Origin of the sequence: Streptomyces sp. NPDC001381, assembly GCF_042895685.1 — a bacterium.
Classification (GTDB): Bacteria; Actinomycetota; Actinomycetes; order Streptomycetales; family Streptomycetaceae; genus Streptomyces.
The window spans coordinates 638,021-652,628 of record NZ_JBIAWO010000003.1 but is presented as its reverse complement, the minus strand read 5'-3'; the positions used below and the strand labels follow the sequence as shown (position 1 = coordinate 652,628).

Genomic DNA, 14,608 nt, shown 5'->3' with positions numbered 1-14,608 from the left:
CGTCAGCCGGACAGGCCCTGGATCCCCAGCACCGCCCTCAGCTGCTCCAGCCCCCAGTCCAGGTCCTCCCGCGAGATCACCAGCGGCGGCGCGATCCGCAGCGTCGGCCCGTGCGTGTCCTTCACCAGCACCCCCCGGTCCATCAGCCGCTCCGACACCTCACGGCCCGACCCCAGCGCCGGCGCCACGTCCACCCCCGCCCACAGCCCCCGCCCCCGTACCGCCGTCACCCGCCCGGTGCCGGTCAGCGCCCGCAGCTCGCGGAGCAGATGCTCCCCGAGCCGGGCGGCCCGCTCCTGGTACTCGCCCGACCGCAGCATCGCGATCACCTCCAGCGCCACCGCGCAGGCCAGCGGATTCCCGCCGAACGTCGACCCGTGCTCCCCGGGCCGGAACACGCCGAGGACCTCCGCGTCCGCCACCACCGCCGACACCGGCACGATCCCGCCCCCGAGCGCCTTCCCCAGCACGTACACGTCCGGTACGACCCCCTCGTGCTCGCACGCGAAGGTCCGCCCCGTCCGGCCGAGCCCCGACTGGATCTCGTCGGCGACGAACAGCACCCCCCGCTCCCGGGTCAGCTCCCGCACCGCCGCCAGATAGCCCTCCGGCGGCACCAGCACCCCCGCCTCGCCCTGGATCGGCTCCAGCAGCACCGCCACCGTGTTGTCGGTCACCGCCGCCCGCATCGCCGTCACGTCCCCGTACGGCACGATCTGGAAGCCGGGCGTGTACGGCCCGTAGTCCGCCCGGGCCCCGGGGTCGGTGGAGAAGCTGATCAGCGTCGTCGTACGGCCGTGGAAGTTGTTGCCGGCGACGACGATCTTCGCCGTCTCCGCCGGAACACCCTTGACCCGGTACCCCCACTTCCGGGCCGTCTTCACGGCCGTCTCCACCGCCTCCGCGCCCGTGTTCATCGGCAGCACCATCTCCATGCCGCACAGCTCGGCCAGCTCCGCGCAGAAGGCCCCGAACCGGTCGTGGTGGAACGCGCGGGACGTCAGCGTCACCCGCTCCAGCTGCGCCTTCGCCGCGTCGACCAGCCGCCGGTTGCCGTGCCCGAAGTTCAGCGCCGAGTAGCCCGCCAGCAGATCCAGATAGCGCCGCCCCTCCACATCCGTCATCCAGGCCCCGTCGGCCGTCGCGATCACCACCGGCAGGGGGTGGTAGATGTGCGCGGTGTGCGCGTCGGCGGCGGCGAGGAGCGCGTCGGTGGTGCTCACGGGACCTCCAGAGGTGCGGTCGGCCCCCTTCCTATCGTCGCTCGCATGGTGGACGCGGGACGTTCGCGCTCCGGCGTGCCCGGTAGGCTGGCGGCGGGCCGTGACTGGCGCGCTGGGATGGATCGGACCATCGGGGAGCGGCCTGTGAGCAACACAGTGCCGTGCGCCTGGGCCGAACCGTGAACCCGTGACCGCTTTCCAGCACCCACGCCACCCGGAGGCCGACGACATGTCAGAGCAGCAGCCCCTCTCCACCGAGTCCACCGCCTTCCGCGCCGCCCTCGACGTGGTCCGCGCCGTCGAGCCGCGCGTCGCCGACGCCATCGGCCAGGAGGTCGCCGACCAGCGCGAGATGCTCAAGCTGATCGCCTCCGAGAACTACGCCTCCCCGGCCACCCTCCTCGCGATGGGCAACTGGTTCAGCGACAAGTACGCCGAGGGCACCGTCGGCCGCCGCTTCTACGCCGGCTGCCGCAACGTCGACACCGTGGAGTCCCTCGCCGCCGAACACGCCCGCGAGCTGTTCGGCGCCCGGCACGCCTACGTCCAGCCGCACTCCGGCATCGACGCCAACCTCGTCGCCTTCTGGGCCGTCCTCGCCGACCGCGTCGAGGCCCCGTTCCTGGAGAAGACCGGCGCCCGCCAGGTCAACGACCTCTCCGAGGCCGACTGGGCCGAGCTGCGCCGGGCCTTCGGCAACCAGCGCATGCTCGGCATGTCCCTGGACGCTGGCGGTCACCTCACCCACGGCTTCCGCCCGAACATCTCCGGCAAGATGTTCGACCAGCGCTCCTACGGCACCGACCCGGCCACCGGCCTGATCGACTACGAGGCGCTGCGCACGAGCGCCCGCGAGTTCAAGCCGCTGATCATCGTCGCGGGCTACTCGGCCTACCCCCGTCTGGTGAACTTCCGGATCATGCGCGAGATCGCCGACGAGGTCGGCGCGACCCTCATGGTCGACATGGCGCACTTCGCGGGCCTGGTCGCCGGCAAGGTCCTGACCGGCGACTTCGACCCGGTCCCGCACGCCCAGATCGTCACCACGACCACCCACAAGTCCCTGCGCGGCCCGCGCGGCGGCATGGTCCTGTGCGACGACTCCCTCAAGGACCAGGTCGACCGCGGCTGCCCGATGGTCCTCGGCGGCCCCCTCCCGCACGTCATGGCCGCGAAGGCCGTCGCCCTGGCGGAGGCCCGCCGGCCCGCCTTCCAGGACTACGCCCAGCGCATCGTCGACAACTCCCGCGCCCTGGCCGAGGGCCTGATGCGCCGCGGCGCCACCCTCGTCACCGGCGGCACGGACAACCACCTCAACCTGATCGACGTGGCGACCTCCTACGGCCTCACCGGCCGCCAGGCCGAGGCGGCCCTGCTCGACTCGGGCATCGTCACCAACCGCAACGCCATCCCGGCCGACCCGAACGGCGCCTGGTACACCTCCGGCATCCGCGTCGGCACCCCGGCGCTCACCACGCGTGGCCTCGGCACGGCCGAGATGGACGAGGTCGCGGGCCTGATCGACCGCGTCCTGACCACCACCGAGCCGGGCACGACCAAGTCGGGCGCCCCGTCCAAGGCCTCGCACGTCCTGGACGCGAAGGTGGCGGAGGAGATCTCCCAGCGGGCGACGGACCTGGTCGCGGGCTTCCCGCTGTACCCGGAGATCGACCTCGGCTGAGGTCTTCCGGAGGCGCGGGGAACCGGGCGGCCGGCTTCACACCGTCCGCGGTTCCCCGCGCACCGCGACCACCCCCACGCCTCTGAGACAATGATGAACATGGCCTCAGACCGTCCCCGCGTGCTCTCCGGAATCCAGCCCACCTCAGGCTCGTTCCACCTCGGCAACTACCTCGGCGCCGTCCGCCAGTGGGTGGCCCTGCAGGAGACCCACGACGCCTTCTACATGGTCGTCGACCTGCACGCGATCACGCTTCCGCAGGATCCGGCCGACCTGCGCGCCAACACCCGCCTCGCCGCGGCGCAGCTCCTCGCGGCCGGTCTCGACCCCGAGCGCTGCACGCTCTTCGTCCAGAGCCACGTCCCCGAGCACGCCCAGCTCGCCTGGGTCATGAACTGCCTCACCGGCTTCGGCGAGGCGTCCCGCATGACCCAGTTCAAGGACAAGTCCGCCAAGCAGGGCGCCGACCGCGCGAGCGTCGGCCTGTTCACGTACCCGATCCTGCAGGTCGCCGACATCCTGCTGTACCAGGCCGACGAGGTCCCGGTCGGCGAGGACCAGCGCCAGCACATCGAGCTCACCCGCGACCTCGCCGAGCGTTTCAACGGCCGCTTCGGCGAGACCTTCACGATCCCGAAGCCCCACATCCTCAAGGAGACGGGCAAGATCTACGACCTTCAGGACCCGTCGATCAAGATGAGCAAGTCGGCGTCCACGCCGAAGGGCCTCATCAACCTGCTCGACGACCCGAAGGCCACCGCGAAGAAGGTCAGGAGCGCGGTCACGGACACCGACACGGTGGTCCGCTACGACGCCGAGAACAAGCCGGGCGTGAGCAACCTGCTCAGCATCTACTCGACCCTCACCGGCGTGAGCATCCCCGAGCTGGAGCAGCGCTACGAGGGCAAGCTCTACGGCGCGCTCAAGACGGACCTCGCGGAGGTCGTCGTCGACTTCGTCACCCCGTTCCGGGACCGCACCCAGCAGTACCTGGACGACCCGGAGACGCTGGACTCGATCCTGGCGAAGGGCGCGGAGAAGGCACGCGCCGTCGCCGCGGAGACGCTCTCCCAGGCGTACGACAAGGTCGGCTTCCTCCCCGCGAAGCACTGACGGCGCTCGGAAGCACCCGGGGCGCGCCGCACACTCGTTCCTCCGGGCGGAGCGCTGCACATCACTTCCCTTGCGCCTGCCCAGAGCACAGCCGTGGCCGTACAGTCGATAGCCGTACGACTGAGACGACTGAGTACGAACCCGGCACCACGAACGGCATCTCATCGGACATGACGACAGGAGACGACGTGGGGACCGTAACGATCGGCGTGTCGATCGCGGTCCCGGAGCCTCACGGCAGCCTGCTCCAGGAGCGGCGCGCGGGCTTCGGCGACGCCGCTGCTCACGGCATCCCCACGCATGTCACGCTGCTGCCGCCGACGGAGATCGAGGCGGGCGCGCTGCCGGCCGTCGAGGCGCACCTCACCGAGGTCGCCGCGGCCGGCCGCCCCTTCCCGATGCGGCTGTCCGGCACGGGCACCTTCCGGCCCCTGTCGCCGGTGGTGTACGTGAAGGTCGTCGAGGGCGCCGAGGCCTGCGCCCGGCTGCAGCAGCGGGTCCGTGACGCCTCCGGCCCCCTCGTGCGTGAGCTGCAGTTCCCCTACCACCCGCACGTCACCGTCGCGCACGGCATCGACGACGCGGCGATGGACCGCGCCTACGAGGAACTCGCCGGCTACCAGGCCGAGTGGTCCTGCACCGGCTTCGCCCTCCACGAGCAGGGCCCCGACGGCGTCTGGCGCAAGCTGCGCGAGTACCCGTTCGGCGGCGCGGTCGTCCCCCCGCAGGCCGCGCACGTCGACCGCGGCGGTCTGCCCACACGCTGACCGCCCGCCGGGAGCCCCGCCACGGTCACAGCAACACCCCCTAGACGGGCAGCCTCCGGAACAGCCCGCGCGGGACGTGCCGGAGCGCCGACATCACCGCCCGCAGTACCCCGGGCACCCACACCGTCTCCGACCTGCGACGCAGCCCCAGCTCGACGGCCGCTGCGACGGCCTCGGGGGTGGTGGCCAGCGGCGCCTCGGTGAGCCCGGCCGTCATCCTCGTACGGACGAAGCCGGGGCGTACGACCATGACGTGCACACCCGTGCCGTGCAGCGCGTCGCCCAGGCCCTGGGCGAAGGCGTCGAGGCCGGCCTTGCTGGAGCCGTAGATGAAGTTCGAGCGGCGGGCGCGCTCCCCGGCGACGGAGGAGAGCACGACCAGCGAGCCGTGGCCCTGGGCCTGGAGCGCGCGGGCGCACACCAGGCCCGCCGACACCGCGCCGGTGTAGTTGGTCTGGGCGACGCGCACCGCCGCCGCAGGGTCGCACTCGTCGTGCGCCTGGTCGCCGAGGACGCCGAAGGCGAGCAGCACCAGGTCGATGTCGCCCTCGGCGAAGACCTTGCCCAGAACCGTCTCGTGGGAGCCGGGGTCGAGCGCGTCGAAGGCGACGGTACGGACGTCGGCACCGAGCGCGCGCAGGCCGGCGGCCGCCGACTCCAGGGCGGGGGAGGGGCGCCCGGCCAGCCACACCGTGCGGGTGCGGCGGGCGACCAGCCGGCGGGCGGTGGCCAGCGCGATCTCGGACGTACCGCCGAGGACGAGGAGGGACTGGGGGAGGCCGAAGGCGTCCTTCACGACAGCTCCTAGAGGTTGAGGCGCCGGGACAGATCGGAGGTGAGGACCCCGCGCGGGTCAAGCTCCGCGCGCAGGGCACGGAAGTCGGCCAGGCGCGGGTACATCGCGGTGAGCAGTTCGGGGCGCAGCCGGGAGTCCTTGGCGAGGTAGACGCGTCCGCCGGCGGCGGCCACCTCCTCGTCCAGTTCGTCGAGGAAGGCGCCCAGGCCGGGCAGGGCGGCCGGGATGTCCAGGGCGAGGGTCCAGCCGGGGCGGGGGAAGGACAGCCAGCCCGGGTCCGCCTCACCGAACCGCTTGAGGACGGCGAGGAAGGACGGGCAGCGGTGCGCGTGGATACGGGCCACGATCCGGCGCAGGGCGTCCTCCTGGCCGTACCCCACGACGAACTGGTACTGCACGAAGCCGCTGCGGCCGTAGACGCGGTTCCAGTGCGGGACGCCGTCGAGGGGGTGGAAGAAGGCGGAGAGCCGCTGGAGTTCGCCGGTCCGCACACGGGGCGCCCTGCGGTACCAGAGCTCGTTGAACAGTCCGACGGTCGTGCGGGTCAGCAGACCGTTCGGCAGGAAGGCGGGGGCGGCCGGCAGCCGGGACGGACGGAAGGCCAGCGGTGCCCTGCGCGCGCGTGCGGGCAGCGCGTCCAGGGGCGCGTGGTCGCCGCGGGTGAGCACCGCGCGTCCGGTGGCCGCCCCGCGCGCGAGGAGGTCGATCCAGGCGACGGAGTAGCGGTAGCGGTGGTCGCCGGCCGTCAGCCGGGCCATCAGGTCGTCGAGGTCGGCGGCGCGTTCGGTGTCGACCGACATGAGGGACGTCTGGACGGGATGGAGCCGGACCGTGGCCGTGAGGACGACGCCGGTCAGGCCCATGCCGCCGGCGGTGGCGTCGAACAGGGGGGTGCCGTGGCTCACCGTGCGGATCGTGCCGTCGGCGGTGAGCAGTTCGAAGGACAGCACATGCCGCGCGAAGGATCCGGACACGTGATGGTTCTTGCCGTGGATGTCGGCGCCGATCGCGCCGCCCACGGTGACGTAGCGGGTGCCGGGGGTCACCGGGACGAACCAGCCGAGCGGCAGCAGGACCTCCATCAGCCGGTGCAGGGAGACACCGGCGTCGCACAGCACGGTCCCGCCCGCGGCGTCGACGACGTGGATCCGGTCCAGTCCGGTCATGTCCCACACGGCCCCGCCGGCGTTCTGGGCCGCGTCCCCGTACGCCCGCCCCAGCCCTCTCGGGATGCCCCCGCGGACTCCGCAGTCCCGGACGGCGACCACGGCCTCCTCGTACGTCCGGGGGCGGATCAGCCGGGCGGCGGAGGGGGCGGTGCGACCCCATCCCGTGACGGAAACGGTCTCGGCAGGCATGGGTGTGACCGTATCGCCCCTATATGAGCGAATACTTTTGAAACCTCCCACCACTCCCCGAAATGGGTGATTAATGGGATGTCGCTCAATATTGCCGGAGTTCCGGTGGGGTCGACGTGAACAGTGAGCCACATGGACCACCTCGACGACCTCGACGACATGGACCACCGGATCCTCACCGCGCTGCGCGCCCGGGGCGCGGATCCGCGCGTCGCCGGTGCCGCGCGCGCCCTGTCCCGGGCGGGCGAGCACGGCGCGCTGTGGCTCGCGGCGGGCCTCGTGGGAGCCGCCGTGGACGGCCCGCGGCGCGGCGCCTGGCTGCGCGCGACCGCGCTCACCGCGGGCGCGCACCTCGCCAGCATGGGCGTGAAACGGATCGTGCGCCGCCCGCGCCCCGCCCATGTCGAGCCCCTGGTGCGCACCCTCGGCCGGCACTCCTTCCCCAGCTCGCACGCGACCTCCGCGGCGGCCGCCGCCGTGGCCTTCGGCGCCCTCGGGGCCCACGCCGTCCCGCCGCTCGCCGCCGCGATGTGCCTCTCCCGTCTCGTCGTCGGCGTCCACTACCCCTCCGACGTGGCGGCGGGCGCGGCCCTGGGGGCGCTCACGGCCCGGCTGGGAGCGCGCTGGATGCGAGAGGGGCGCCGTGGCTGAGGCAGTCCTCCACCGGCAGCGCACCCACCGTCGCCGGTCGCCCCAGCCGCCGAGCCCCCGCACCGGCGGCCTCCTCGGCGGCCTGCTGCGGACCGCCCGCCCCAAGCAGTGGGTCAAGAACGTGCTCGTCGTCGCCGCCCCCGCCGCGGCCGGCCGGCTCTTCTCCCCGGGCGCGCTGCCCCGACTCGCCCTCGTCTTCGCGCTGTTCACCGCCTGCGCCGCCGCCGTCTATCTGGTCAACGACGCCCGGGACGCCGAGGCCGACCGCGCCCACCCCACCAAGCGGCACCGCCCGGTCGCCGCCGGCGTGGTCCCCGTACCCGTCGCGTACGCCGTCGGAGGCGCCCTCGCGGTCCTCGGACCGGCCCTCGCCGCCTGGCTGGCGAACCCGGCCGTCGCCGTCCTCCTCACCGGCTACCTCGGCATGCAACTGGCGTACTGCGTCAGCCTGAAGCACGTCCTCGTCGTCGACCTCGTCGTCGTCACGACCGGGTTCCTGATGCGGGCGACGGCCGGCGGGCTCGCGCTCGGCATCCCCCTCTCCCGCTGGTTCCTGATCACCACCGGCTTCGGCGCGCTGTTCATGGTCTCGGCCAAGCGCTACTCCGAGGCCGTCCAGATGGCCGGCAAGGCGGGCGCCACACGGGCGTTGCTCACCGAGTACACCACCGGCTACCTCCGGTTCGTCTGGCAGCTCGCGGCCGGTGTCGCCGTGCTCGGCTACTGCCTGTGGGCCCTGGAGGAGGGCGGTGTCCCGCACACCGGCCTGCTGCCCTGGCGCCAGCTCTCGGTGGTCGCGTTCATCCTGGCCGTCCTGCGCTACGCCGTCTTCGCCGACCGGGGCACCGCCGGCGAACCCGAGGAGGTGGTCCTCGGCGACCGCGCCCTCGCCCTGATCGGCCTGTCCTGGCTCGCCATGTACGGGCTGGCGGTGGCCCATTGGTAGGCGAACGGCGCGAACTCCTGGGCTTCGCCGCCGCCGGCCTCCTCGCCTACGCCGCCGACCTCGCCCTGTTCACCTGGCTGCGCGGCCCGGCCGGCCTCGACCCCCTCACCGCGAAGACGCTGTCCTTCCTCGCGGGCTGCACGGTCGCCTACCTCGGCAACGCGCTCGGCACCTACCGCCACGCGCGCGTGCGGGGCCCGCGTCCGTACGCCGTGTTCTTCGCGGTGAACGTCGCCGGCGCCCTCGTCCAGCTCCTCTGTCTCACCATCAGCCACTACGGCCTCGGGCTCACCTCGCAGCGCGCGGACACCCTCTCCGGAGCCGTCATCGGCATGGCGCTGGCGACTGTCCTGCGGTTCTGGGGTACTCGCACTCTGGTCTTCCGCGTCGTTTCCCGCGAATAGGGCAGAGTTCGGATCATGGACTGGCTGAAGAAGCTTCCCGGTGTCGGGCCGTGGGTCGCCCGCCTCATGGCCACCCACGCCTGGCGGTCGTACGAGCGCCTGGACCGGGTCAAGTGGACGCGGCTGGCGGCCGCCATGACGTTCATCAGCTTCGTCGCGCTGTTCCCGCTGCTCACCCTGGCCGCCGCGATCACGGCGGCCACCCTCAGCGAGTCCCGTCAGCGCGAGGTCCAGGACAAGATCGCCGATCAGGTCCCCGGCATCTCCGACCAGCTCGACATCGAAGGGCTGGTGCAGAACGCCGGCACCGTCGGCCTGATCGCCGGAGCCGTGCTGCTGCTCACCGGCATCGGCTGGGTCGGCCAGATGCGGGACTGTCTGCGCGCCGTGTGGGAGCTGCCCGACAGGGAGGAGAACCCGGTCCTGAACAAGGCCAAGGACGCGGGCATCCTGGTCGGTCTCGGCGGCGCGGTCCTCGCCACCCTCGCCCTCTCCACCGTCGCCTCGGCCCTGGTCGGCCGGATCACCGACACCCTCGGCATCGACAAGGAGGGCTGGGGCAGCGTCCTGCTGCACCTCGCCGCCTTCGCCATCGCGGTCCTCGCCGACTTCCTGCTCCTGCTGTACGTCCTGACCCTGCTGCCCGGCGTCGAGCCGACCCGCCACCGGCTCTTCGTCGCCGCGCTGATCGGCGCGGTCGGCTTCGAACTGCTGAAGCTGCTGCTGAGCGGCTACATGCAGGGCGTGGCCGGCAAGAGCATGTACGGCGCGTTCGGTGTGCCCATCGCCCTGCTGCTGTGGATCAACTTCACCTCGAAGCTGATCCTCTACTGCGCCGCGTGGACGGCGACGGGCAGCGCCCCCGACCACCGGCCGGACGACGACGTCATCGGCGACGGCGTACCAGATCCGGCAGCGGCCACCGGCGGTTGACCAGGAACGCCCCGGCGGCCAGCAGCACCAGCACCCCGCCGGCGATCGCCAGCGCCGTCCACATCCCGCGCGCGCCGTCGTCGGCGGCGGCGCCGGCCACCGGCTGCCCCGAGGTGCCGCCCTGCCCGGCCTTCGCGGACTCCCCGGAGGAGGGGTTCGCGCCCGGCTGCGCGCTGGCCCGGCCGCTCGCCCGAGCGCTGGGAGCGGTGCCCTGCGGCGCGACCAGCTCGCCCACCGGGGTCACCTTCCCGGCCGCCGCGAAGCCCCAGTCGAACAGCTTGGCGGTCTCCTTGTAGACCTCGTTGTGGTCGCTCTTCTCCGGGTTCATCACGGTGACCAGCAGCACCCGCCCGCCCCGCTCGGCGACGCCCGTGAAGGTGGCGCCCGCGTTGGTGGTGTTGCCGTTCTTGACCCCCGCGATGCCCGGGTACTGCGAGATGTCGTAGTCCCCGGCCAGCAGCCGGTTGGTGTTCTGGATCTCGAAGGACTGGCGGACCGTCCTGCCCTTCTTGTTCTTCTTCGTCTCGCCGGGGAACTTGGCCGTGACCGTCGAGCAGTACTCCCGGAAGTCCTTCTTCTGCAGCCCCGAGCGCGCGATCAGGGTCAGGTCGTACGCGGAGGAGACCTGGCCGGGCGCGTCGTAGCCGTCCGGGGAGACGACGTGCGTGTCGAGCGCCTGGAGTTCCTCGGCGTGCCGGTTCATCTCCCTGACCGTGTCGGCGACACCGCCGTTCATCGACGACAGCACGTGCACGGCGTCGTTGCCGGAGCGCAGGAAGACACCGAGCCACAGGTCGTGGACCGTGTACGTCTCGTTCTCCTTTATCCCGACCAGGCTGGAGCCCGACCCGATGCCCTCCAGGTCCTTCGGCACCACCTTGTGCGCGGTGGTCTTCGGGAACTTCGGCAGCACGGTGTCGGCGAACAGCATCTTCATCGTGCTCGCCGGGGGCAGCCGCCAGTGCGCGTTGTGCGCGGCCAGCACCTCGCCCGACTCGGCGTCCGCCACGATCCACGAGCGCGCGGTGAGGTCCTTCGGCACCACCGGCGCGTCCCCCGCGAGCGCCACCTGCGTACCGGCCTGCCCGAGACGGGCGCCGCCGACGGTGGACATGGTCGCCGGGGGAGTGGCCGACGGGGACGTGCTCGTGGAGGGCGACGGCTTGGGCGCCGCCAGGGAGACGGGGGTGGTCAGCGCGAGGGACGCGAAGGACGCTGCGGTGACCAGCAGGGATCGCCTGACGGTCTGCTTCATGGGTGCGGGCACGACGGAGAACGTACCGGGCAGGCGGCGGGAAGTCCCACCGCCCTCCCCACCCCGGTCAAAGAACCGGACACCCGACGGCGATACTGAACACATGAAGCTCAGCCGCCCCCTCTCCTGGTTCCTGCTCGCCTTCGGGGTGTGGAGCTGGGTCATCTGGGTCACTTTCGTCAAAAACCTGGTCAAGGACAGCAGCGGGCTCGCGTTCGACGACGGCGACCCCACGGCGTACTTCTGGGTCCACCTGACGCTCGCCGTCGTCTCCTTCGTATTGGGGACGGTCATCGGGGTCATCGGGTTGCGCGGTCTGCGCGCACTGCGCCGGACGTCATAGCCGATGGTGATCGTCTTCGTCCTGCTCGCCCTGGCGGTGCTGGTCGGCGCCAACTGGTACCTGTGGCGCCGTCTGTTCCGCGACACCACCCGCGGCCCCGGCTGGGCGCGCCGCGGCGGCGCCGTGCTGATCGTGGGCGGCTGGGCCCTGGCGATCGGCGCTCTCGTCGCGGAACGCGCGGGCGCCCCCTTCTGGCTCCAGCGCACCCTGGCCTGGCCCGGCTTCCTGTGGCTCGCGCTGTCGGTCTACCTGCTGCTCGGAGTCGTCGCGGGCGAAGCGGTACGACCGCTGCTGCGGCGGTTCCTGGAGCGACGCGCGCGGCGGGCGGCGCGGACACCCGTCGCGGAGCCCGCGCCGCAACGGGTCCCGGCCGGGGGGCCGCCCGCCCAGGACCCGCCGGAGCCCGCGGCGGACGTGGCCGAAAAGGCCGCCCCCTCCCGCCGTCTCTTCGTCTCCCGGGTGGTCGGCGGCGCGGCCGCCGCCGTCGCCGTGGGAACCGTGGGACAGGGCACCTACGGCGTGCTGCGCGGCCCGGGCGTCAAGCGGGTGACCGTCCCGCTGGCGAAGCTCCCGCGCGCCGCCCACGGCTACCGGATCGCCGTCGTCAGCGACATCCACCTGGGGCCCGTCCTCGGGCGGGGCTTCGCGCAGAAGGTCGTCGACACCATCAACGCGACCCAGCCCGACCTGATCGCGGTCGTCGGCGACCTGGTCGACGGCAGCGTGAAGGACCTCGGCCCGGCCGCGGCACCGCTGTCCCGGCTCCGGGCCCGGCACGGCGGCTTCTTCGTCACCGGCAACCACGAGTACTTCTCCGGCGCCGCCCAGTGGGTCGAGGAGGTGCGCCGGCTCGGCCTCGACCCGCTGGAGAACGCCCGCACCGAACTCCCGTGGTTCGACCTGGCCGGCGTCAACGACCTCGCGGGCGAGAGCGAGGGCCAGGGCCCCGACTTCGACCGGGCGCTCGGCGACCGGGACACCACGCGCGCGTGCGTGCTCCTCGCCCACCAGCCGGTCCAGATCCACGACGCCGTGCGCCACGGCGTCGACCTCCAGCTCTCCGGCCACACCCACGGCGGCCAGCTCTGGCCCGGCAGCCTGATCGCCGAGGCCGCGAACCCCACCCTGGCCGGTCTCGAACGCTACGGCGACACCCAGCTCTACGTCTCCCGGGGCGCCGGCGCCTGGGGCCCGCCCACGCGCGTGGGGGCACCCTCGGACATCACGGTGATCGAGCTGGCGTCGAAGCAGGCCTGACCCCTCCCCGGGCCTGTGCGGACGCTGTGAAACCCGCCCGAAACACGCGTCGGTAAGTTCTTTCCCATCTCGGCAGAATCCTCTTCCCCGCGCTGAAACACGTGTGATTAGGTGAGCCCGCCACCAAGGGGGGTGGCTTTCTGTGTAGTACTGGGCCTTTTCGTGGCCTGGGGAGGGCAGGACATCACCATGCGATCGATTCGCATGCGGATCCTCGTGACAGTGCTGGTTCTCGCGGTGGTCGGGGTGGGCGGCCGGCAGTTGCTGGCGTCGGAGGACGACAGCGGCGCCACCATCACGGTGGGGACGACGGACACCATCACGTCACTGGATCCGGCGGGCGCCTACGACGCCGGTTCCTGGGCGTTGTTCAGCAACGTCTTCCAGTCGCTCCTGACGTACGAGCCGGGCGGCGTCTCGCCCGTGCCGGACGCGGCCAGGAGCTGCTCCTTCGCGAAGGGCGGCCTGACGACGTACGGCTGCGAGCTGCGCGACGACCTCACGTTCCCGAGCGGCCGCACGATGACCGCCGAGGACGTGAAGTACTCCTTCGACCGGCTCAGGAAGATCGACTCGGACGTCGGCCCCGCCTCACTGCTGTCCACCCTGAAGTCGGTGGACGCCGACGGCCTGAAGGTCACCTTCCATCTGTCCTCGCCGGACGCCACCTTCCCGTTCAAGGTGGCCACCGGCGCCGGTTCGATCGTCGACCACACCCGTTATCCGGCGGACGGCCTGCGCACCGGCACCTCCGTCGACGGCACCGGACCGTACACACTGACGGCGTACCAGAAGGGCGAGCGGGCCGACCTGGAGCCCAACTCCCGTTACCGGGGCGCGGTGAAGACCGGCTCGCCGATCGCACTGCGCTACTACCCCGACCCGGACGCGCTGGAGAAGGCGTGGAAGGCCGGGGACGTCGACGCGGCCACCCGCCAGCTGCCGCCCGCGGTCCTCGCCGCCCTCAACGCCAGCGACCCGGACCAGCGCGTCAGCGAGGCCGACAGCTCCGAGACCCGCAACCTGTACTTCAACACCCGCGCCTCCTCGCCGCTGCACTCCACGGACGTCCGCAGGGCGATGGCCTGGCTGATCGACCGCGAGCAGCTCGCCGCGACCGTGTACGACGGCACCGTCGAGCCGCTGTACTCCCTGATCCCGGCCGGCCTCACCGGCCACACGACCTCCTTCTTCGACACCTACCCGGACCAGAACTCCGAGAAGGCCCGCAAGCTCCTGGAGGAGGCCGGCGCCGGAATCCCGGTGAAGTTCACCTACGGATACGGCCTGGGCAGCGGTGCCGCGGCGGCCGAGGCCAAGGAGCTCAAGCGGCAGCTGGAGGCCAGCGGACTGTTCGAGGTGAACGTCAAGGGGTACGAGTGGACCGACTTCCAGAAGCGCTGGGCGAGCGGCAAGCTCGACGCGTACGCCGTCGGCTGGGTCGCCGACTACCCCGACCCGGACACCTACGCGGGTCCGCTCGTCGCCACCGACTCCACCATGAACACCGGCTACAGCAACAAGACCGTCGACCGGTACATCAGCGACAGCCGGCAGTACGCCGACCGCGGCCAGGTCGCCGACGACTTCAAGAACCTCCAGCAGGTCATCGCCGACGACGTGCCGGTGATCCCGCTGTGGCAGCGCAAGGAGTACGTCGTCACCAGCGCGGACGTCGGCGGCGGCCAGTACCTGGCGGACGGCAACGGCGTGTTCCGGCTGTGGGCGCTGGACTGGATCTGACCCCTTGTCCCTCCGGCCCGTGCGGTGACCGCACGGGCCGGTCCGGCGTGGCGGATCCGGGGCGCCGGGGGCATGCGCCCCCGTGACACCGGGCAGTCACCCCAGGCGGCACCATGTGACGGAGGTGTGCACGGGGTG

At 72.2% G+C, this 14,608-nt stretch carries 14 protein-coding genes and 1 riboswitch; of the genes, 10 read left to right on the top strand and 4 right to left on the bottom strand.

Translation table 11 applies throughout. The features are described from left to right. Positions 1-2: 2 nt before the first annotated feature. Entirely contained in the window at positions 3-1,223 is a 1,221-nt protein-coding gene (gene rocD / locus ACFY2L_RS16615) for an ornithine--oxo-acid transaminase (RefSeq protein ID WP_390658265.1), read from the bottom strand. Between the two features lie 90 nt (positions 1,224-1,313). After that, positions 1,314-1,403: riboswitch (ZMP/ZTP riboswitch) on the top strand. Positions 1,404-1,452: 49 nt separating this feature from the next. On the opposite strand from rocD, the gene ACFY2L_RS16610 reads away from it, so the two are divergent. From ACFY2L_RS16610 to ACFY2L_RS16600, 3 genes are all read left to right on the top strand, one after another. Continuing rightward, positions 1,453-2,904 carry a glycine hydroxymethyltransferase gene (locus ACFY2L_RS16610; protein WP_390658495.1) on the top strand — a complete coding sequence of 484 codons (1,452 nt, stop codon included), beginning with the start codon at positions 1,453-1,455 and terminating at the stop codon, positions 2,902-2,904. Positions 2,905-3,003: 99 nt separating this feature from the next. Next, positions 3,004-4,017 (top strand): tryptophan--tRNA ligase, encoded by a 1,014-nt coding sequence (gene trpS, locus ACFY2L_RS16605; protein WP_390658266.1) that lies wholly within the window; start codon positions 3,004-3,006, stop codon positions 4,015-4,017. A 188-nt stretch (positions 4,018-4,205) separates the two neighbouring features. Continuing rightward, positions 4,206-4,784: a 2'-5' RNA ligase family protein gene (locus ACFY2L_RS16600; RefSeq protein ID WP_390658267.1), complete on the top strand. Its 579-nt coding sequence runs from the start codon at positions 4,206-4,208 to the stop codon at positions 4,782-4,784. Between the two features lie 40 nt (positions 4,785-4,824). Here ACFY2L_RS16600 and ACFY2L_RS16595 read toward each other — a convergent pair whose 3' ends face one another. Together ACFY2L_RS16595 and ACFY2L_RS16590 are read right to left on the bottom strand one after the other, a co-directional pair. Next, positions 4,825-5,580: a decaprenylphospho-beta-D-erythro-pentofuranosid-2-ulose 2-reductase gene (locus tag ACFY2L_RS16595; protein ID WP_390822653.1), complete on the bottom strand. Its 756-nt coding sequence runs from the start codon at positions 5,578-5,580 to the stop codon at positions 4,825-4,827. A gap of 8 nt (positions 5,581-5,588) precedes the next feature. Continuing rightward, a complete protein-coding gene (locus ACFY2L_RS16590) occupies positions 5,589-6,938 on the bottom strand; it encodes an FAD-binding protein (protein ID WP_390822652.1) in 1,350 nt (449 codons plus the stop codon). 132 nt (positions 6,939-7,070) lie between these two features. Here ACFY2L_RS16590 and ACFY2L_RS16585 point away from each other — a divergent pair, with 132 nt between their 5' ends. Genes ACFY2L_RS16585 through ACFY2L_RS16570 form a run of 4 tightly spaced genes read left to right on the top strand, consistent with a single transcriptional unit; the run spans position 7,071 to position 9,872 of the window. Then, complete coding sequence (locus ACFY2L_RS16585; protein ID WP_390822651.1) at positions 7,071-7,589, top strand: phosphatase PAP2 family protein; 519 nt, start codon at positions 7,071-7,073, stop codon at positions 7,587-7,589. Beyond that, positions 7,582-8,535, top strand: coding sequence for a decaprenyl-phosphate phosphoribosyltransferase (locus ACFY2L_RS16580; protein ID WP_390822650.1), 954 nt, complete (start codon positions 7,582-7,584; stop codon positions 8,533-8,535). Before ACFY2L_RS16585 ends, ACFY2L_RS16580 begins: the two co-directional genes overlap by 8 nt. Then, a complete protein-coding gene (locus ACFY2L_RS16575; protein ID WP_390658274.1) occupies positions 8,529-8,939 on the top strand; it encodes a GtrA family protein in 411 nt (136 codons plus the stop codon). The genes ACFY2L_RS16580 and ACFY2L_RS16575 overlap by 7 nt, the downstream gene beginning before the upstream one ends. 15 nt (positions 8,940-8,954) lie before the next feature. After that, positions 8,955-9,872 carry a YihY/virulence factor BrkB family protein gene (locus ACFY2L_RS16570; protein ID WP_390658275.1) on the top strand — a complete coding sequence of 306 codons (918 nt, stop codon included), beginning with the start codon at positions 8,955-8,957 and terminating at the stop codon, positions 9,870-9,872. Here ACFY2L_RS16570 and ACFY2L_RS16565 read toward each other — a convergent pair. Continuing rightward, positions 9,826-11,139, bottom strand: a complete 1,314-nt coding sequence (locus ACFY2L_RS16565; RefSeq protein WP_390822649.1) for a D-alanyl-D-alanine carboxypeptidase family protein — start codon at positions 11,137-11,139, stop codon at positions 9,826-9,828. The two genes, ACFY2L_RS16570 and ACFY2L_RS16565, sit on opposite strands and share 47 nt — an antisense overlap. 91 nt (positions 11,140-11,230) lie before the next feature. On the opposite strand from ACFY2L_RS16565, the gene ACFY2L_RS16560 reads away from it, so the two are divergent. The 3 genes from ACFY2L_RS16560 (at position 11,231) to ACFY2L_RS16550 (ending at position 14,470) form a co-directional block, all read left to right on the top strand. Further along, positions 11,231-11,470: an SCO4848 family membrane protein gene (locus ACFY2L_RS16560; RefSeq protein ID WP_390658277.1), complete on the top strand. Its 240-nt coding sequence runs from the start codon at positions 11,231-11,233 to the stop codon at positions 11,468-11,470. A 3-nt stretch (positions 11,471-11,473) separates the two neighbouring features. Beyond that, complete coding sequence (locus ACFY2L_RS16555; RefSeq protein ID WP_390822648.1) at positions 11,474-12,727, top strand: metallophosphoesterase; 1,254 nt, start codon at positions 11,474-11,476, stop codon at positions 12,725-12,727. Between the two features lie 189 nt (positions 12,728-12,916). Next, on the top strand, positions 12,917-14,470 hold the full coding sequence (locus tag ACFY2L_RS16550) for an ABC transporter substrate-binding protein (protein WP_390658279.1): 1,554 nt from the start codon (positions 12,917-12,919) through the stop codon (positions 14,468-14,470). Positions 14,471-14,608: the final 138 nt, after the last annotated feature.